This is a genomic window from Microbacterium sp. 18062, from assembly GCF_902706225.1.
Lineage (GTDB): Bacteria > Actinomycetota > Actinomycetes > Actinomycetales > Microbacteriaceae > Microbacterium.
Genome location: NZ_CACSKB010000011.1, coordinates 46,942 through 65,610 on the forward strand (window position 1 = coordinate 46,942; position 18,669 = coordinate 65,610).

Genomic DNA, 18,669 nt, shown 5'->3' on the forward strand with positions numbered 1-18,669 from the left:
ACAGTGGACGGGTGCACGTCTATCTCGACCACGCCGCGTCCAGCCCGTTGCGCCCCGAGGCCCGCGACGCCTGGCTCGCCGCGACCGAGGTGGTCGGCAACGCGTCGTCCATCCACGGCGGAGGACAAGCCGCCAGGCGGGTCCTCGAGGACGCGCGGGAGCGCCTGGCGCGCACGCTCGACTGCGATCCGATCGAGGTCGTGTTCACGAGCGGGGGCACAGAGGCGGTGAACCTCGCGATCAAGGGGCTCTGGTCGGCGCGTGCCCGGGGTTCCGATGCGATCGTGCTGCCCGACGGCGAGCACCATGCCACCCTCGACTCGGTGGCCGCACTGGCCGAGCGCGACGGCGCGACGGTGCGACCGGTCGCCCTCGAGGAGTCCGGCGCCGTCCCGGTGGAGCCCTTCGCGCGGGCGCTCCCGGATGCGGCGCTCGCCACGGCGCTCGTCGCGAACAACGAGGTCGGCACCGTCTCGGACGCCGCGGCGCTCGCCGCATCCGCCGCCGCGCACGGGATCCCCCTGCACCTCGACGCCGTCGCGGCCTTCGGTCACGTGCCCGTGACGTTCTCCGGATGGCGGGGCGACGCGCGCGGACCCGCGGGGCTCGCGGCGCTCAGCGTCTCGGCGCACAAGGTGGGCGGGCCCGTCGGCGTCGGCGCCCTCGTCGTGGCCCGCGGTGCGGCGCTGCACGCGCAGCTGCACGGCGGCGGCCAGCAGCGCGGCCTGCGGGCCGGCACCCAGGACATCGCCGGGGCGGTCGCCTTCGCCGCGGCGGCGGAGGCCGCGGTCGACGAGCTGGCCTCGGAGAGGGCGCGGCTGGTGCGTCTGCGGGAGCGCCTGGCGGCCGGCATCCGCACCGCCGTCCCGGGGGTGGAGTTCCTCGGAGACCCCGATCGTCGGGTGCCGGGGACCCTCCACGCCCTGTTCGACGGTGCGCGCGGCGAGACGCTCCTGTTCCTGTTGGATCAGCGCGGGATCTCGGTGTCGACCGGGTCCGCGTGCCAGGCCGGGGTTCCCGAGCCCTCGCACGTGGTCCGCGCGCTCGGACGCGATGACGAGGCCGCCCGTTCGGTGCTGCGGATGAGCCTCGGACGCACGACGACGGATGCGGACGTCGACGCCGCGCTCGCCGCGCTGCCGTGGGCGGTGGAGCGCGCCCGGGCGGCCGGGGCCACCGCCGCCCGGCGCTCGTAGACTGGGGTCATGCGGATCCTTGCGGCGATGAGCGGCGGCGTCGACTCGGCGGTCGCCGCGGCGCGTGCGGTCGACGCCGGCCACGAGGTGGTGGGCGTGCACCTGGCGCTCTCGCGGGCCGGCGGAACCCTCCGCACCGGCAGCCGGGGGTGCTGCACGATCGAGGACGCCATGGACGCCCGGCGGGCGGCCGACCGGCTCGGCATCCCGTTCTACGTCTGGGACTTCTCGGAGCGTTTCCGCGACGACGTGATCGACGACTTCGTGGCCGAGTACCGCGCCGGTCGCACGCCGAACCCGTGCATGCGGTGCAACGAGAAGATCAAGTTCGCGGCGCTGCTCGAACGTGCTCTCGAGCTCGGCTTCGACGCCGTCTGCACGGGGCACTACGCGACGCTGGTCGACACACCCGAGGGTCCCGAGCTCCACCGGGCCTCCGATCAGGCGAAGGACCAGTCGTACGTGCTGGGCGTGCTCACCGCCGAGCAGCTCGCGCACACCTACTTCCCGCTCGGCGCGACGCCCTCCAAGGCGCTCGTGCGCGCAGAGGCCGCCGAACGCGGGCTCACGGTCGCGCAGAAGCCCGACAGCCATGACATCTGCTTCATCCCCGACGGCGACACCCGCGGGTGGCTCGCCGAGCGGGTGGGCGCCGAGGAGGGCCCGATCGTCGACCGGAGCGGAGCCGTGGTCGGCGCGCACGCGGGCGCGCACGCGTACACGGTGGGTCAGCGGCGCGGTCTGTCGATCGGCGTGCCCGCCCCCGACGGCCGGCCCCGCTTCGTGCTCGAGGTGCGCCCCGTGTCGAACACCGTGGTCGTCGGCCCCAAGGAGGCCCTCGCGACCGCCGAGATCGCGGGCGGGCGGATGACCTGGGCGGGTCGTCCGCCCGTGTCCGACACATTCGCCTGCGACGTGCAGATCCGTGCGCACGCCGACCCGGTGCCCGCCCGGGCCGTGCGCGCGAACGGTGTGCTGACCGTGCGGCCCGAGACGCCGTTCGACGGCGTCGCACCCGGGCAGACCGCCGTGCTGTACGACGGGACCCGCGTGCTCGGCCAGTTCACGATCGACCGCACCGTCTCGGCCGTCCCGGTCGGCTGACCGTCCCCGCCGACGCCGTGGCGGGTCGCGGCCCCGTGGATCGCCATCCGTGTCCGGTGGGGAACGGCATCCGTGTCTCACTTGTGCAGGTGCGTTGCCCGATTCGCCTGCACAAGTGAGACACGCGGGTGTGGTCTTGGCCGCGCTGTGTCTGCGTGTCTCGACTATGCAGGAATATCGGCGGCGGATGGTGCAGAAGTGAGACAGGGAGGGGAGACGAGACATGGGGGTGGAGACGAGACATGGGGAGAGAGGGAGAAGGGGAGAGAGGGAGAAGGGGAGAGAGGGAGAGGGCGGGGGACGGGGCCCGATGGATGCGGGATCGCGGGACGGCGGCGATGCGCCGCGCAAGCCGGGACGGCGGTGTCGGCGGGGGTTCCTAGACTGAGCGGGTGGTGGATGAGACGGCAGCAGAGCACGACGACACGGCCGGCGACTCGATCGCGCTCGACCTGACCCTCGCGCAGGCGCGGGCGGAGGCGCGAGAGCTGACCGATCGCATCCTGGGCGCCCGCGACGCGTACTACGGCGCGGATGCCGAGATCGTCGACGACGCGACGTACGACGGCTGGATGCATCGCCTGGAGGCGGTCGAGCGCGCCTATCCGGAGCTTCAGGGCCAGGACTCTCCGACGCAGAGCGTGGGGGCCGCGTCGGCCACGATGTTCGCGCCCGTCGAGCACGCCGAGCGGATGCTGAGCCTCGACAACGTCTTCAGCACCGAGGAGCTGTGCGAATGGTGCGGCAAGACCGAGCTCTCCGCAGGACGGGCCGTGCGCTGGCTCGCCGAGCTCAAGATCGACGGGCTCGCGATCAGTCTCCGGTACGAGCACGGTGTGCTCGTGTCCGCCGCGACCCGCGGCGACGGCCGGATCGGCGAGGACGTCACGGTCAACGCGCTCCGTGTGCGCGGCATCCCGCAGCGGCTGGCCGGCACCGGACACCCCGCGCGGGTCGAGGTGCGCGGCGAGGTCTTCATCCCGGTGGCCGCCTTCGACGAACTCAACGCGCTGCAGGCCCGTCTGCGCGATCGCGTCGTCGAGGAGGCACGTGCGCGCGCGAAGTCGTCGTTCGACGAGGCGAAGGCGAGGCAGAGCGCGGCGCGCCGGTTCCCCGCGTTCGCGAACCCCCGCAACGCCGCCAGCGGCGGGCTCCGGCAGCAGCTCGACAAGAAGGACGGCCTCGAGCTCGAGGCCGGACGGGCGAGGCTCGACTCCCTGCGACTGTTCGTGCACGGCATCGGGGCCTGGAACGATCCGCCGGTGGCATCGCAGAGCGAGGTGTACGGGCTGCTGGCGGACTGGGGGCTGCCGACGAGCCCGTATCTCCGCACCTTCGACGACATCGACGGGGTGCTCGGCTTCGTCGACCACTACGGCGAGCACCGGCACGACGTGGAGCACGAGATCGACGGCGTCGTCGTGAAGGTCGACGAGCTCGCCCTGCACGACGAGCTCGGAGCGACCAGCCGCGCCCCGCGCTGGGCGATCGCATACAAGTACCCGCCCGAGCAGGTCAACACGCGTCTGCTCGACATCGTCGTCTCGGTCGGGCGCACGGGGCGCGCGACGCCGTTCGCGGTCATGGAGCCGGCGCGCGTCGCGGGTTCGGTCGTTCGACAGGCGACACTGCACAACCAGGACGTCGTGAAGGCCAAGGGCGTCCTCATCGGAGACACGGTGGTGCTCCGCAAGGCCGGCGACGTGATCCCCGAGGTGCTGGGACCGGTGGTGGAGCTCCGCGACGGCACCGAGCGCGCGTTCGTCATGCCGGGCCGCTGCCCCGAGTGCGGCACCCCGCTCGCCCCGGCGAAGGAGGGCGACATCGACCTGCGCTGCCCGAACTCCCGCTCCTGCCCGGCGCAGGTGCGGGGACGGGTCGAGCACATCGGCTCGCGCGGCGCGCTCGACATCGAGGCTCTGGGCGAGGTGACCGCCGCCGCCCTCACGCAGTCCGACGGCGCGGCGCCCGCGCCCCTCGACGGCGAGGCGGGCCTGTTCGACCTGACGCTCGATCAGCTCATCCCGATCGAGGTCGTGGTGCGCGACGCCGAGACGGGCGAGCGCAAAGTCGACGAGCAGACCGGCGAGTTCGTGCGCCGCGCTCCCTTCCAGCGGGTCGAGCGCACCTATCCGCCGGGGTGGGAGGACGCCACCGCCGCCGACCGCCGGGCGAACGGGATCAGGAAGGACCACATCGTCCTGCATCCGTCCGCTCAGGCGCTGACGCTGCTCGACGAGCTCGAGAAGGCCAAGGCCAAGGATCTCTGGCGCTTCCTCGTCGCGCTGAACATCCGTCACGTGGGCCCCGTCGCGGCCCGTGCCCTCGCGCAGTGGTTCGGCTCGGTCTCGGCCATCCGCGCCGCATCCCGCGACGAGCTGGCCGCGGTGGACGGAGTGGGCGGCATCATCGCGGACGCGCTGATCGACTGGTTCGAGGTCGACTGGCACCGCGCGATCGTCGAGCGCTGGGAGGCGGCGGGTGCGCAGCTGTTCACCCCCGGCCACCCCGGGCCGGGGGCCGCGAACGCCGGCGGGGGAGTCCTCGACGGCGTCACGGTCGTCGCGACCGGCAGCCTCGAGGGGTACACCCGGGAGGGCGCTCAAGAGGCCATCCTCGCGGCCGGCGGCAAGGCAGCCTCCAGCGTCTCGAAGAAGACCGACTTCGTCGCGGCCGGCCCGGGTGCGGGTTCGAAGCTCGGCAAGGCCGAGGAGCTCGGACTGCGGATCATCGACGCCGCGCAGTTCCGCATCCTCGTGGAACAGGGGCCGGCGGCGCTGGATGCGCTCGATCCCGACGCGGGCTAGCGTCGTAGCCGTGGAAGACGAGCAGGTGCTCGCGGGCGGCAACGTCGCGAGCGAGGTGGTGCGCGTCGGATCGACCGTTCGCAAGCCGTGGCACCGATCGACGCCGAGCGTCGCCGACTTCATGGCAGCCGTGCGGGCGTCCGGCGTGGACGTGCCTTCGGTCCAGGGTCGCGACGAACACGGCCGGCAGATCATCGAGTACGTCCCGGGCACGCTCGCGCTCGAGTCCGACCCGCTCACCGAGTCGGAGCTCGGCCGGGTCGGGCGCATCGTTCGAGCGATCCACGACGCGAGCGAGAGCTTCACGCCCGCGCCGGACGCGACCTGGAGCACCGCCATCCCCGCGCCGGGCGCCGACCTCGTCTGCCACAACGACCTCGCGCCCTGGAATCTCATCGTCGGTGAGCGGTGGGTCTTCATCGACTGGGATGCGGCGGCGCCGAGCACGCGTCTGTGGGATCTCGCGTACGCGGCGCAGGCGTTCACGCTGTCCGACCCCGGTCTGCCGGCGGAACAGGCGGCGCGGGGACTCGCGGCGTTCGCGGAGGGCTATGGCGCCGATCGGCGCATGCGCACCGAGCTGCCCGCGGCGATGCACCGCCGCGCCGAGGCCATGCACGAGCTTCTGAGGTCGTCGCATGCCGACGCGCGCGAACCCTGGGGCTCGATGTATGTCGACGGGCACGGCGCGCACTGGCGGGCCGTCAGCGAGTATGTGGAACGGCACCAGGACGTCTGGGCGCGCGCGTTGTGAACGAGCGCGAGCGCGGCGGGCGTCAGCCCCGCGCCGTCTCGTCCGCCACGAGCCGCTCGCGCACCTGGCGCCGAAGCACCTTGCCGATCAGCGACCGCGGAAGGTCCGCGACGACGACCACGCGGCGGGGCACCTTGTAGGGGGTGAGCACGCCCCGCGCGAAGTCGCGCACCGCCTCCGGGTCGAGCTCCACCCCCGGCCGCGGCACGACGGCCGCGACGACATCCTCGCCGGAGTGACCGCTCGGCAGCCCCACCACGGCGACGTCGGCGACGTCCGGATGCTGGCGCAGGGCATTCTCGACCTCCGTCGGGGCGACGTTGAAGCCGCCCGTGATGATGAGCTCCTTGATCCGGTCGACGATGCGCACGAAGCCGTCGTCGTCGATCGTGACGATGTCGCCCGTGCGGAACCATCCGTCCACGAACACCGCCTCGGTCTCCTCGGGCTTGCCGTAGTAGCCCTGGAACACCTGCGGCCCGCGCACCAGCAGCTCGCCGCGCTCGCCCGCGGGGACGTCGCGGGTCGGCTCGTCCGGGTCGACGACGCGGCACTCGGTGCCGGGCAGCGGGAGGCCGACGGTGCCGGCGCGCCGGTTGTCGGCGACCGGGTTCGCCATGAGGACGGGCGAGCACTCGCTGAGGCCGTATCCCTCGACGAGGTATCCGCCGGAGGCCTCCTCGAACGGGACGACGAGGTCGTGGGGCAGCGCCATCGCCCCCGAGATGGCGACGTCTGTGCCCGCGAGCGGGACGCCCTCGTGCTGCGACGCCGCCAGGAGACGGTCGGCGATCGGGGGCACGAGAGGAAGGAAGGTCGCGGGATGCTTCTTGGTGACGGCGAGTACCATGTCCGGGTCGAAGCGGGGGAAGAGCACGAGCCTCGCGCCCATCGACATCGCGAAGGTGAGGCACAGGGTCAGGCCGTACGCGTGGAACATGGGGAGCACGGCGTAGACGACGCATCCGTCGCCGCGGACGATCTGCGGCACCCACGCACGGGCCTGGGCGGCGTTTGCGAGCAGGTTGCGATGCGTCAGAGCGGCGCCCTTGGGGTTGCCGGTGGTGCCGCTCGTGTACTGGATGATCGCGAGATCTCCGGTCGCCGGCCGCGGGTGCCCTGCGGGCAGACGCTCGGAGGAGAGCAGGGTCTCCCAGGGGACCGTGTCGGAGACCCTCTCATGCAGCGCGGCCCGTGATTCGCGCGCCTTGGCGATCGGCAGCCGCAATGCGGCGCGGGTCGCGAACGGCATCGCCCGGGTCACATCGATCGACACGAGCGAGTCGAGCCGCAGATCCGCGGGGAACTCCTGCACCGTCCGCACGACCTTGCTCCAGACGACAGCGTGCTTCGCGCCGTGGTCCTCGAACTGCTTGCGCAGTTCGCGCGGCGTGTAGAGCGGGTTGTGCTCGACGACGACGGCGCCCAGACGCAGCACGGCGTAGAACGCCACGATGTGCTGCGGGCAGTTCGGCAGGACGATCGCCACCGGATCGCCCGCCCGCACCCCGAGATCGCGCAGGCCCGCGGCGGCGCGCGCGATCTGCTCGTCCAGCTCGCGATACGTCGTCTCGCGGCCGAAGAACTGCAGAGCCGGCGCGTCGGGGTAGTCGCGGACGGAGGCCTCGACGATGTCGACGAGCGACCCGGAGACGGGATCGAGGTCGTCCGGGACACCGGCGGCGTAGCTGCCCACCCAGGGGCGAGGAGGATCGTACGTCGTCACCCGCACAGCCTACGGGCCCGCGCGTGACGCACCGAGGCCGCTGCCGCGGCGGGGAGGCGCCGGCTCCCGCCTAGACTGTTCCGGTGTCTGAATTCACCCCCGATCTCGTGCGCCATCTCGGCGTGCTCTCCCGGATCCAGCTGAGCGACGACGAGGTGCAGCGCCTCACCGGTCAGCTCGATGCCATCGTCGACAACATCGCGAAGGTGTCCCGGGTCGCCACCGCGGACGTGCCGGCGACGAGCCACCCGATCCCGCTTCAGAACGTCTACCGACCCGACGAGGTCCGCGACACGCTGACCGCGGCGCAGGCGCTGCAGAACGCGCCGGATGCGGACGGCAGCCGGTTCCGCGTGACCGCGATCCTGGGGGAGGAGCAATGAGCTCCGCCGAGCTGATCACCCTGTCCGCCGCCGATCTCGCCGAAAGGCTGGCGTCCGGAGAAGTGTCGAGCGTCGAGGTCACCCGGGCCCACCTCGATCGCATCGCCGACGTCGACGGCGATGTCCACGCCTTCCTCCACGTCAGCGACCACGCGCTCGAGGTCGCTGACGACATCGACCGCCGCCGGTCCGCCGGCGAGCGGCTCGGCCCGGTGGCCGGCGTCCCGCTCGCGATCAAGGACGTCCTCGTCACCACCGACATGCCCTCCACGAGCGGATCGAGGATCCTCGAGGGCTACCTGTCGCCGTTCGACGCGACGGTCGTCGCCCGGTCGCGGGCCGCGGGCCTCGTGCCGCTCGGCAAGACGAACATGGACGAGTTCGCGATGGGCTCGTCGACCGAGCATTCCGCATACGGGCCGACGCGCAACCCGTGGGACCTCACCCGCATCCCCGGCGGGTCCGGGGGCGGGTCGGCCGCGGCCGTCGCCGCGTACGAGGCGCCGCTCGCGCTCGGCTCCGACACGGGAGGATCGATCCGGCAGCCCGCGCACGTGACCGGCACGGTCGGGGTCAAGCCCACCTACGGCGGGGTCAGCCGCTACGGCGCGATCGCCCTGGCCTCGAGTCTCGACCAGGTCGGCCCCGTCACCCGCACCGTCCTCGACGCCGGACTGCTGCACGACGTGATCGGCGGCCACGACCACCACGACTCCACGTCGCTGACCGACGCATGGCCGTCGTTCGCCGAGGCGGCGCGTGAGGGCGCCCGGGGCGACGTGCTCAAGGGGCTGCGCATCGGCGTCGTGAAGGAACTGCCCGACAGCGGCTTCCAGCCGGGGGTGTCGGCATCCTTCCATGCCGCGCTCACCGCGCTGGAAGCGCATGGTGCACAGATCGTCGAGATCAGCGCGCCGCACTTCGAGTACGGCGTCGCCGCGTACTACCTGATCCTCCCCGCGGAGGCATCGAGCAATCTCGCGAAGTTCGACTCGGTTCGCTTCGGCATGCGGGTCACCCCGCACGCCGGCGCGACGGTCGAGGAGGTCATGGCCGCGACCCGTGACGCCGGCTTCGGCGACGAGGTCAAGCGCCGCATCATCCTCGGCACCTATGCCCTGTCGGCGGGCTACTACGACGCCTACTACGGCTCGGCACAGAAGGTGCGCACCCTCATCCAGCGCGACTTCGCCGACGCCTTCGCGGCCGTCGACGTCATCGCGACCCCCTCCGCACCGACCACGGCCTTCCGCCTGGGCGAGAAGATCGACGACCCGCTGCAGATGTACTTGAACGATGTGACCACGATCCCGGCGAACCTCGCCGGGGTGCCCGGCATCTCCATCCCGTCCGGCCTCGCCGACGACGACGGACTGCCGGTCGGCATCCAGTTCCTCGCCCCCGCTCGGGAGGACGCGCGCCTCTACCGGGTGGGCGCGGCCCTGGAGGCACTGCTGGTGGATGCATGGGGCGGCCCGCTGCTTGCGCGCGCCCCCAAGCTGGGAGAGGTCCGCTGATGGCCAAGGACACGCTGATGGACTTCGACGAGGCCCTCGAGCTGTTCGAGCCCGTGCTCGGCTTCGAGGTGCACGTCGAGCTCAACACCAGGACGAAGATGTTCTCGTCCGCGCCGAACTCCTTCGGGCGCGAGCCCAACACCGATCTCGCGCCGGTCGACCTCGGGCTTCCCGGGTCGCTCCCCGTCGTCAACGAGCAGGCCGTGCGGTTCTCGATCAGCCTGGGTCTCGCCCTCGGCTGCTCGATCGCGCCGTCGAGCCGGTTCGCGCGGAAAAACTACTTCTATCCCGACCTCGGCAAGAACTACCAGATCTCGCAGTACGACGAGCCGATCGCGTTCGACGGCGAGGTCGAGGTGGAGCTCGCCGACGGCACGACCGTGCGGGTGCCGATCGAGCGCGCCCACATGGAGGAGGACGCCGGCAAGCTGACCCACGTCGGCGGGGCCACCGGTCGCATCCAGGGCGCCGAGTACTCGCTGGTCGACTACAACCGCGCCGGCGTGCCGCTCGTCGAGATCGTGACGCGGCCGATCTTCGGCGCCGAGCACCGTGCGCCCGAGATCGCGAAGACGTACGTGCAGACGATCCGCGACATCGTGCTCTCGCTCGGCATCTCGGACGCGCGGATGGAGCGCGGCAACCTCCGCTGCGACGCGAACGTATCGCTGCGTCCGCGCGGCCAGGAGAAGCTCGGCACGCGCACCGAGACGAAGAACGTCAACTCGATGCGCTCGGTCGAGCGGGCGGTCCGGTACGAGATCCAGCGGCAGGCGGCCATCCTCGCCGCGGGCGGCACGATCACCCAGGAGACCCGGCACTGGCACGAGGACACCGGCCGCACCTCTCCGGGGCGCCCGAAGTCGGATGCGGACGACTACCGCTACTTCCCCGAGCCCGACCTCCTCCCGGTCGTGCCCGACCCGGCGCTCATCGAGCAGCTGCGCGCCGAGCTTCCGGAGCCGCCGCCGGCTCGTCGTCGCCGCTTGAAGGCCGGATGGGGCTTCACCGACCTCGAGTTCCAGGACGTCGCCAACGGCGGCATCCTCGCCGAGGTCGAGGCCACGATCGCGGCCGGTGCGACCCCCGCGGCGGCACGCAAGTGGTGGACCGGGGAGATCGCGCGAGTCGCGAACGCGCAGGGCCGTGAGGCCTCCGATCTGGTCTCCCCGACGGACGTCGCCGCGGTGCAGGCACTCGTCGACGCCGGCACCCTGACCGACAAGCTGGCCCGTCAGGTGCTGGAGGGCGTCATCGCCGGCGAGGGCACCCCGCAGGAGGTCGTGGACGCGCGCGGTCTCGCGGTCGTCTCCGACGACGGCGCGCTGATCGCCGCGATCGACGAGGCTCTGGCGGCCCAGCCGGACGTGCTCGAGAAGATCCGGGACGGCAAGGTGCAGGCCGCGGGCGCGATCATCGGCGCGGTCATGAAGGCGATGAGGGGACAGGCCGACGCCGCACGCGTGCGCGAGCTGATCCTCGAGCGCGCGAGCGCCTGACCTGAAGCGCTCACCCGATCCGCATAGCCGTCGCCGTCCAGCCCGGCGGCACGCCCACTGTCGGACGCAGGGGAGAGAATGAACCCATGGGACGAGGCGACGGGTCCGGGCGCATCGTGTCGCAGGATGGCGCCGACGACACGGGCGCCGGGATCCTGCACGTCGACATGGACGCGTTCTATGCCGCGGTCGAGGTGCTCGACGACCCGACGCTCGCGGGCAGGCCGATCATCGTCGGCGCGCCCGAGGGGCGCAGCGTCGTCTCGAGCGCGTCGTACGAGGCGCGACGCTTCGGCGTGCGCTCCGCGATGCCGGTGTCGCAGGCGCTTCGGCTGTGTCCGACGGCGATCGTCGTGCGCCCGCACTTCCCCCGCTATGCCGAGACCTCCCGGCAGGTCATGGCGATCTTCCACGAGATCACCCCGTTGGTCGAGCCGCTCTCGATCGACGAGGCGTTTCTCGACGTGCGCGGTGCGCGGCGGCTCTGGGGCTCGCCCGGGACGATCGCCCGGATGCTGCGTGCCCGCGTGAGGGACGAGACCGGGCTCACCTGCAGCATCGGCGCGGCCTCCACCAAGCACGTCGCGAAGATGGCCTCGACTCTCAGCAAACCCGATGGGCTGCTAATCGTCCCGGCCGATCGTACGCAGGAGTTCCTCGCGCCGCGGTCGGTCCGAGCGCTCTGGGGCGTCGGCCCGCGATCGGCCGAGGCGCTGGAGTCCCGCGGCATCCGCACGATCGGAGACGTTCTCGGGGCGCCGCGCACGATGCTCGATCGTGCGCTCGGCGCGTCGATGGGCGCGCGGGTGTGGCAGCTGGCGCGGGGCGAGGACGAACGCGAGGTCGAGACGGAGCGGGTCGAGAAGAGCATCGGGCACGAGGAGACCTTCGAGGACGACATCGACGACGACGCGGTGCTCGGCGCAGAGTTGCGTCGTCTCGCCGATCGGGTCGGGGCACGGCTGCGCGCACACGGGGCGGAGGCGGCGACGGTCGCGATCAAGGTGCGCTTCGCCGACTTCCGCACGGTCAGCCGGTCGGTCACCCTTCCGGAGCCGACGGCCGTCGGACAGCGCATCGGCGACGCGGCGCGGGAGCTGTTCGGCGCCTTGGAACGACCCCTTCCGATCCGTCTGATCGGCGTGCGCGCCGAGAACCTGCGGGGCGCGATGCTCTCTGCCATGCTCTGGGACGACGACGCCGAGTGGCGCCGGGTCGAGGAGGCCATGGACGATGCGTCCTCGCGCTTCGGTCGCGGCGCGGTCACCCGCGCGGCGCTGCTGGGACCCCCGCGGGCCGGCACGACCCTCCCGTCTCATCCGCGACCGGGCGGTCCCCGTCCCGAGTGACACACGGCGCCGCGGTGCTCGTCAAGCGCTGTGCGCATCGAGCTGCGCGCACTAGCGTTGAGCCATGTCCAACTTCGTACTCGATCTCGGCAAGCAGACGGCAACGTTCGGCGTGAACGCCGTCTACGGCGAACAGCAGGATGTGGACGGCATCCGCATCATCCCGGTGGCCCTGTCGTGGAGCGGCTTCGGCGGCGGCGCGGATGAGGCCGGCAACTCCGGGGGCGGGGGCGGGGGATACTCCATCCCGCTCGGTGCCTACATCCGGAAGGGCGACGACCTGAGGTTCGAGCCGAACATCGTCTCGTTCGTCGCCGTCGCGATCCCCTTCGTCTTCGTCGTGGGGCGCGCGCTCAGCCGTGTCATCCGCGCGCTCAAGAAGTGACGTCGCGCCGCTGACCGTCGCCGACGCCGCCGCGCAGATCGTGGCGGCGTCATCGGCTGTGCGCGCGGCGCCCCGCATCCTGATCGACGGGCGTTCCGGGTCGGGCAAGACGACGCTCGCGCACGAGATCGGACGCCGGTGGCCCGAGGTCCAGGTCGTGGCGCTCGACTCGCTCTATCCCGGGTGGGACGGCCTGCGTGCGGGCGCCGATCGTGCTCGCCTGGATCTCCTCGTGCCGCACGCAGCGGGGCGTGATGGGCTCTCGCGGGTGTGGGACTGGGGTGCGCAGAGGTACGCCGCCGAGCACGTCGTGCACCCGGACCGGCCGTTGCTGATAGAGGGAGCGGGGGTCTTGACCGCGCGCAGCGAGCCGTTCGGCGACGTGCGGGTGTGGGTGGACGCCGACGACGACGAGCGCCGTCGGCGTGCTCTCGCCCGCGACGGGGCGACCTACGAGCCGCACTGGGAGCGGTGGGCGCAGCAGGAGGACGAGCATCTCGCCCGCCATGACCCGACCGCACGCGCGACCCATCGGGTGACGCTGGTCTGAGCGATCAGACCTCGCCCGAGGAGGCGGCTCGTGAGAGGCCGTCGAGCCGATAGCCGAGCCACTCGTAGACGCCGTAACGCGGGTCGTCGGGGTCGTGATCGTCCTCCGACACGATCCCCAGACGCGAGGCGAGCACGAGGCGTACGGCGGCGAGTGTGCGCAGCCACGCGCCGGTCCGTTCGCGATCGAGCACGATCGTGAGCTCGACGAGCGCGTCCGTCGTCGCCATCTCCTGCGGCGGGCCGATGTCGCCGGCGACCGTGAGGTCCGCGAGCACCGCCGCCGCGTCGTCGGTGCGACGGAGCAACAGGTCGGACTGGGTCGCCGAGCGGAACTGCGCGGCCGCATCCTCGTCGTCGGGGTAGGCGGAGGGCACGAGCCGTGACACGGCCGGGTCGGCGGTCGCATCGGTCGTGTCGGCGAGGAGGCCGACGAACTGATCCACGAGCCCGCGAAGATGCACGGCCTCGATCCGGGTGAGCTCGAGCACGACGGAGCCCGGGGGAACGGTCATGCGCGGGGTGCCTTCCTGACCGTCGCCCAGAGCCCGAAGTCGTGCATCGCCTGAGCGTGCAGCTCCATCTGCTCTCGCATCCCTTCGGAGACGACGGCGTGCCCGTCGTTGTGCACGCCCAGCATCAGCCGGGTGGCCTCCGCCGTGCTGTATCCGAAATAGCTGCGGAAGACGTGGACGACGTAGCTCATGAGGTTGACCGGGTCGTTCCAGACGACGGTCTGCCAATCGGGGTCGAGGGACGGCGCATCGAGCAGGTCGAGGTCCGCGACCGTGTCGGGGGCGGCCGGCGGGGGAGTCACGCCCACCCCAGCTCGTGCAGCCGTTCGTCGTCGATCCCGTAGAAGTGCGCGATCTCGTGGACGAGGGTCGTGCGCACCTCGGCGCGCAACTCGGTCTCGTCCGCGCACGCGTTCAGGTGGGCCTCCCGGTAGACGATGATGCGGTCGGGCAGCTCGCCCATGCCGTACCGCTCGCGCTCGGTGATGGCCCAGCCGTCGTACAGGCCGAAGAGCTCGTCTTGCTCGTGCCGATCCTCGACGACGAACACGACGTTGTCGAGCCCATCGACCATGTCGTCGGGCAACGCGTCGAGCTCGTCCACAACGAGACGCTCGAAGCGCGCATGATCCATCTCCAGCATCAGTCGGTCATGTTCGTCGCGCGCTCTCGTCGCACCGTCTGTCGAGCCTCGCACGGCCGAGGGATCGTGCTCACTCTGCTCCTCACGAGTGTCGCTCACGGATCGAGGGGGTCTTCCGTCGGTCGGGTCCGTTCGAGCACCTGGGAAGGTGGCCTGCGGAGCCCCCAGTTTACCGGGCCGCGTCTCGAGCCCGGCGGGAGATCGTCGCGTCACGACGAGGAAACATGTGACGCATATTCTCAGTGTCGCCGCGTTCCGCAGACCACCGACGCACCCGGCAGCCCGGAGTGCTCATCCAGGTAAGCGCTCCGGGTGGACGGGTCCAACGCGCGGAACTTCGCCTGCCATTCCTCAGAGCCCTTCACAATCCAACGGTACTCGCGAGCTGCCGAGCGGATCCGGTGCTGGTCGCACGGCGTGGTCACGCCATACGGTTGACGCGTGCGCGTTGTGGTGGTGGGTGCGGGGGTGATCGGATCGGTGTATGCGGCGCGCCTGGCCGCTGCCGGCCACGATATCCACGTCCTGGCGCATGGTCGGAGAAGGGCAGCGCTCGAGGAGGACGGTCTGCGGGTGCGCACCGAGGGTCGCGTATTGACGCAGGACGTGGATGTGCTGCCCGCGGATGGTCCGTTGCCTGAGGCTGACGTCATCATCGTGGCTGTTCGTGCGACCCAGCTCGATCCTGTTCTCGACATGTTTGACGGGTCCACTGGGGCGGCGGTGGTGTTCTTGCAGCATCTGGGCACGAGGGCCCGGGAGGTGGTGACGCGTCTGGGAGTTGAGCGCACCGTGCTCGCGTTCCCCGGCATCGGCGGGCTGGTCTGCGATGACGGTGTTGTCGAATACGTCGAGATCTATGCGCAGCCGACCACGATCGACGCCACGGCGGTCCGCGCGGTGGCCGTGGGTCAACTCATCGCGTCGACGGGGATGCGCACCGCGATGGAGGGCGACCTGCCTGCATGGTTCGCGACCCATGAGGTGTTCGTCGCATGCATGGGAGCGGGCATCCTCGCCTGTGGTGGCGATGCCGCACAGCTGGCCCGAGACACGATCATGCTGCGCCGGGTCGTCGAGGCAGTGCATGAGGGGTTCGCCGCGCTCAGGTCCCGCGGAATCGTAGTGACGCCGTCGGCATTGCGGGTCTTGTTCTCCAGGATGCCGCGCTGGTTCGCCGCGGCCTACTGGCGGCGAGGGTTGCAGGGACCGGTCGGCACGATCGCTCTGGCGCCGCATAGCCGCGCCAGCCGCGACGACGAATTCCCGCTGCTGTGCGCCGGCGTCGTGGATAGGTTTGCGTCGTCGACCACGCCGACGCTCGTGGCTCTTCTGGAACCGCATGTCCGGATGGCCTAAACGTCGTGAGCTGAGGGAGATCGGGTGGTTCCTGATCGTCCTGCTCGCTACAAGTGCTGTGTTCTATGCGGCGGGTCCACTGATCGGGAGCCTCTCGGGGGTGACGCAGGCGAACGTTCCGGCGGCCGCTCTCGGCGTCGTGTGCCCGACGATCGCCGCCGTGGCCGTCGCCGCACGCACCCGATCGTTGAAAGAATTGATGGCGTTGGTCACGGCCCGGCCCCGCGGTGTGCTCTGGGGAGTGATGGCGGTGCTCGCGCTCCCCGTCGTCGTGCTGCTCTCAGCCGTTCTGAACGGGCAGCGCAATGACTTCCAGGTTCCCGGCGTCGGTGCTCTCAGCCTGGCCGTCGTGTACGCGGTGGGGTCGTTGGCCGAGGAGATCGGCTGGACCGCGTTCCTGCTCCCGCGCCTCCTCCGCATCACCGGTGAGACGATGAGCGGCCTGATCATCGGCGTGGTGTGGGCGCTGTGGCACGTCATCCCCTACGCGCAGGCCGGACACCCGCCCTGGTGGATCGTGGGTCAGTGCGTGTTCACCGTCGCCTTCCGTCTCTTCCTCGTTCGGCTCACTGTCGGTGGGGGAGGATCGGTGTGGTGGGCGGTCATCGGGCATGCTTCCTACAACCTCGCGTGGTCGCTTTCACCGGGTGCCGGATCTGGGTACGACCCGTGGGCCACCGCAGCTCTGACCGTCGGAATAGTTGTGCTTCTTTACGCCATGCGATTCCGTTCATTGAATCGTTCCTCGCGTCGAGCAAGGGGCACGCAGGCACCGCCAGACACGGGTGAATCGACCGGAGATCGATAGATCCGAGCCCCGTCGAATGGTATCTCGGCCATGATCTCAGCTGATGAACCGCGCCGGTCACGTGTGGTTCGGGTGGGTCGTGGACCGGGCTGCGCGGATTGAGCGGAACACGAACAGCATCGCGGTCGCGAGGATGCCCAGTAGCAGGACGACCACTGCCCAGTAGGCGATGGGGTTCAGGCCCGGGGTGCCCAGGACGGTGCCCGGTTCGGCGGGGGCGGCGAGCACGCCGAGCCCGTCGGTGATGCCCGCGGTGGGCTGCGGGTGGCCGGTGAGGAACGCGGCGATGCTGCCGGCGACACCGAGGATCCCGCCGAACACGACGACGGCCACAAGGCCACCAAGGGCAATGTTCATGAGCGCATCGTTCGCGGGCCGTGGCCCGGCAGTGGGAGGCATGAGCGTGACGTCCTTCCTGAGCCCGCCGCTCGGCGAGCTCAGGAACCAGGTGCGGACGTTCAGTCGATGCGGCGAACTGCGGTGGTGCCGGAGATCCGGCCCAGGAGCACGACCTCCCCGGTCACGGCGGCGTGCTCGGCGCGGTCCAGGAGGGCGCGTGCGGTGCCGTTGCCGGCGGCGGAGGTGTGGCGGAGCACGAGCGCGATCGCGACGTCCTCCCCGGGGACGAATCCCTCGGCGGTGAACTCGACCAGCACCGGCCGCATCGGCGTCGGAACCTCGTCGAGCATGGCCGGGTTACCCAGGTCCGGGGTCAGGATGTCGGCGTAGACGCTGCCGTCCAGCTCCCGCACCTCGACGCGCGTCGGGCTCGCGAACCGGGCCACCAGCTCGGCGATCGCCTGTCCGAGCTCGTCACGAGGCGTCGGTGTCGCGGGCAGACGCTTCCCGTTCACCGTGAGCACGACATGCTCCTCCGAGACGACCTCGGCGATGATCTGTGGCAGCACCGGTGGCACCGGCCCCGCCGGCTGGCGCTGCCGCCGGCGACCGATCACAGCCCGCCTCCTATCACTGTTCCCGAGGGGTGTCCCAGACGGACTGCCGACCGTGGAGGTCTCTGCTGCTACGCGTTCGTTGTCATGTTCCACGTCCGCTAGGTACGCCTTGCCGCCCGCGCATTCGGTTCAGCGGCATGCCCGCGTGGGCTGACGCTTCTTCATAATTCTGAACGGATCTGAAAGGTATCCAAGGATGACCGCGAATCGCCGAGCGGCACCTGCACAGCGTTCGCAACCTCGGGTGGTGACGCTGGAGCGTCGCGACGCGACCCGTCGCTACCTCTGTGCGAACGTTTCCAATGCGTCTGCGTATCGATCAGGATCATCCCTGGTGGCTTCGGTTACGAGGAGCACCGAGCCACCGACGACGCGCGTGTATTCGCCGCGGCACGGGATTGTGATGATCTTCGTCAGCCCCGCTTCCCATGCCGGGATCAGCGCGGGCAAAGACCGACGCTCGGGTGTCTCGGCCACCAAACGCGGTCGCTCGTCTCTTCGCGCCTCGTGCCGGGCGTTGATCCATGTCCGATAGTTCTCGTCGAACGCGGCGTCTCCGAAGCGCTCACGCCATGTCGGCCCGTCGATCCGGCGAAGCAACTCGGCACGCTCCTGCGCCCCGTCCGCCTTTCGAATCTGCTCCTCGAACATCGACGGCTCGACGAGCACGGCAACATGGTCGACGGCCCCCTCCCACACCTCGGGCCACGCTGCATCCCAAGCACCTCGACTCTCCGGCTCCCCGGAGCGTATCGGCTCGTCCACGAGCAGCGGAGGCAGGAAGTCACCATTCGGACGTAAGCCCCATGCCTCCCGGATCCAGAGCAGTTCCAAGAGCTGGTCACGGTCGAGATCGATTGACAGGAGCATGTCGTGCGGCCACGGATTGCCCTCCATCGGGGTGATCGATCGCATCGTGCCTCTCCCTTCCCGCGCGGGCGAACTCCTCAACCAGTATCACCCCCGCGCTTGGCGCAGTGCAGACAACAAACCCCAGGCATCGGTCGAATCAGGCCGCTTCAGATCCGCGTACCGGCACGCCGCGACTAATCTGCTATCGCACCTGAGCACTCGCTGCTTCCCGGGATTGCGGACCGAGCTCCAAGGCAGCATTTGCTT

General features: G+C 70.8%; 19 protein-coding genes. 12 read left to right on the forward strand and 7 right to left on the reverse strand.

What is annotated here, in order from left to right:
* Positions 1-11: 11 nt before the first annotated feature.
* From GVL03_RS06070 to GVL03_RS06085, 4 genes are all read left to right on the forward strand, one after another.
* Complete coding sequence (locus GVL03_RS06070; protein WP_159500098.1) at positions 12-1,196, forward strand: cysteine desulfurase family protein; 1,185 nt, start codon at positions 12-14, stop codon at positions 1,194-1,196.
* A 9-nt stretch (positions 1,197-1,205) separates the two neighbouring features.
* Positions 1,206-2,300, forward strand: a complete 1,095-nt coding sequence (mnmA, locus tag GVL03_RS06075) for a tRNA 2-thiouridine(34) synthase MnmA (protein ID WP_159500099.1) — start codon at positions 1,206-1,208, stop codon at positions 2,298-2,300.
* Positions 2,301-2,695: 395 nt separating this feature from the next.
* A complete protein-coding gene (gene ligA, locus GVL03_RS06080; RefSeq protein ID WP_373683828.1) occupies positions 2,696-5,107 on the forward strand; it encodes an NAD-dependent DNA ligase LigA in 2,412 nt (803 codons plus the stop codon).
* Positions 5,108-5,117: 10 nt separating this feature from the next.
* On the forward strand, positions 5,118-5,861 hold the full coding sequence (locus tag GVL03_RS06085) for a phosphotransferase (RefSeq protein ID WP_235038039.1): 744 nt from the start codon (positions 5,118-5,120) through the stop codon (positions 5,859-5,861).
* A 22-nt stretch (positions 5,862-5,883) separates the two neighbouring features.
* On the opposite strand, the gene GVL03_RS06090 is transcribed toward GVL03_RS06085, so the two are convergent.
* The gene (locus tag GVL03_RS06090; protein WP_159500101.1) at positions 5,884-7,587 is read right to left on the reverse strand and encodes a long-chain-fatty-acid--CoA ligase; all 1,704 of its coding nucleotides are present in this window, start codon (positions 7,585-7,587) and stop codon (positions 5,884-5,886) included.
* Between the two features lie 83 nt (positions 7,588-7,670).
* On the opposite strand from GVL03_RS06090, the gene gatC reads away from it, so the two are divergent.
* The 6 genes from gatC to GVL03_RS06120 all read left to right on the forward strand — a co-directional run bounded on the left by gatC (position 7,671) and on the right by GVL03_RS06120 (position 13,270).
* Entirely contained in the window at positions 7,671-7,970 is a 300-nt protein-coding gene (gatC, locus tag GVL03_RS06095) for an Asp-tRNA(Asn)/Glu-tRNA(Gln) amidotransferase subunit GatC (protein ID WP_159500102.1), read from the forward strand.
* On the forward strand, positions 7,967-9,487 hold the full coding sequence (gene gatA / locus GVL03_RS06100) for an Asp-tRNA(Asn)/Glu-tRNA(Gln) amidotransferase subunit GatA (protein ID WP_159500103.1): 1,521 nt from the start codon (positions 7,967-7,969) through the stop codon (positions 9,485-9,487). The genes gatC and gatA overlap by 4 nt, the downstream gene beginning before the upstream one ends.
* Complete coding sequence (gene gatB / locus GVL03_RS06105; RefSeq protein ID WP_159500104.1) at positions 9,487-10,986, forward strand: Asp-tRNA(Asn)/Glu-tRNA(Gln) amidotransferase subunit GatB; 1,500 nt, start codon at positions 9,487-9,489, stop codon at positions 10,984-10,986. The genes gatA and gatB overlap by 1 nt, the downstream gene beginning before the upstream one ends.
* An 86-nt stretch (positions 10,987-11,072) precedes the next feature.
* Positions 11,073-12,335, forward strand: coding sequence for a DNA polymerase IV (locus tag GVL03_RS06110; protein ID WP_159500105.1), 1,263 nt, complete (start codon positions 11,073-11,075; stop codon positions 12,333-12,335).
* 64 nt (positions 12,336-12,399) lie between these two features.
* Positions 12,400-12,720, forward strand: a complete 321-nt coding sequence (locus GVL03_RS06115; RefSeq protein WP_159500106.1) for a hypothetical protein — start codon at positions 12,400-12,402, stop codon at positions 12,718-12,720.
* Complete coding sequence (locus GVL03_RS06120) at positions 12,695-13,270, forward strand: hypothetical protein (protein ID WP_235038040.1); 576 nt, start codon at positions 12,695-12,697, stop codon at positions 13,268-13,270. The genes GVL03_RS06115 and GVL03_RS06120 overlap by 26 nt, the downstream gene beginning before the upstream one ends.
* Positions 13,271-13,274: 4 nt before the next feature.
* Here the strand turns inward: GVL03_RS06120 and GVL03_RS06125 are convergent, their stop codons facing one another.
* Genes GVL03_RS06125 through GVL03_RS06135 form a run of 3 tightly spaced genes read right to left on the reverse strand, consistent with a single transcriptional unit; the run spans position 13,275 to position 14,427 of the window.
* The gene (locus GVL03_RS06125; RefSeq protein WP_159500107.1) at positions 13,275-13,784 is read right to left on the reverse strand and encodes a DUF2017 family protein; all 510 of its coding nucleotides are present in this window, start codon (positions 13,782-13,784) and stop codon (positions 13,275-13,277) included.
* A complete protein-coding gene (gene clpS / locus GVL03_RS06130) occupies positions 13,781-14,086 on the reverse strand; it encodes an ATP-dependent Clp protease adapter ClpS (RefSeq protein WP_373683827.1) in 306 nt (101 codons plus the stop codon). Before clpS ends, GVL03_RS06125 begins: the two co-directional genes overlap by 4 nt.
* Positions 14,083-14,427, reverse strand: coding sequence for a metallopeptidase family protein (locus GVL03_RS06135; RefSeq protein WP_159500109.1), 345 nt, complete (start codon positions 14,425-14,427; stop codon positions 14,083-14,085). Before GVL03_RS06135 ends, clpS begins: the two co-directional genes overlap by 4 nt.
* A 441-nt stretch (positions 14,428-14,868) precedes the next feature.
* On the opposite strand from GVL03_RS06135, the gene GVL03_RS06140 reads away from it, so the two are divergent.
* Complete coding sequence (locus GVL03_RS06140; RefSeq protein ID WP_159500110.1) at positions 14,869-15,786, forward strand: ketopantoate reductase family protein; 918 nt, start codon at positions 14,869-14,871, stop codon at positions 15,784-15,786.
* A complete protein-coding gene (locus GVL03_RS06145; protein WP_159500111.1) occupies positions 15,770-16,594 on the forward strand; it encodes a CPBP family intramembrane glutamic endopeptidase in 825 nt (274 codons plus the stop codon). Before GVL03_RS06140 ends, GVL03_RS06145 begins: the two co-directional genes overlap by 17 nt.
* A 57-nt stretch (positions 16,595-16,651) precedes the next feature.
* On the opposite strand, the gene GVL03_RS06150 is transcribed toward GVL03_RS06145, so the two are convergent.
* The 3 genes from GVL03_RS06150 to GVL03_RS06160 all read right to left on the reverse strand — a co-directional run bounded on the left by GVL03_RS06150 (position 16,652) and on the right by GVL03_RS06160 (position 18,465).
* A complete protein-coding gene (locus tag GVL03_RS06150) occupies positions 16,652-16,951 on the reverse strand; it encodes a hypothetical protein (RefSeq protein ID WP_159500112.1) in 300 nt (99 codons plus the stop codon).
* 101 nt (positions 16,952-17,052) lie between these two features.
* Complete coding sequence (locus GVL03_RS06155; RefSeq protein WP_159500113.1) at positions 17,053-17,550, reverse strand: hypothetical protein; 498 nt, start codon at positions 17,548-17,550, stop codon at positions 17,053-17,055.
* 279 nt (positions 17,551-17,829) lie between these two features.
* On the reverse strand, positions 17,830-18,465 hold the full coding sequence (locus GVL03_RS06160) for a hypothetical protein (protein WP_159500114.1): 636 nt from the start codon (positions 18,463-18,465) through the stop codon (positions 17,830-17,832).
* Positions 18,466-18,669: the final 204 nt, after the last annotated feature.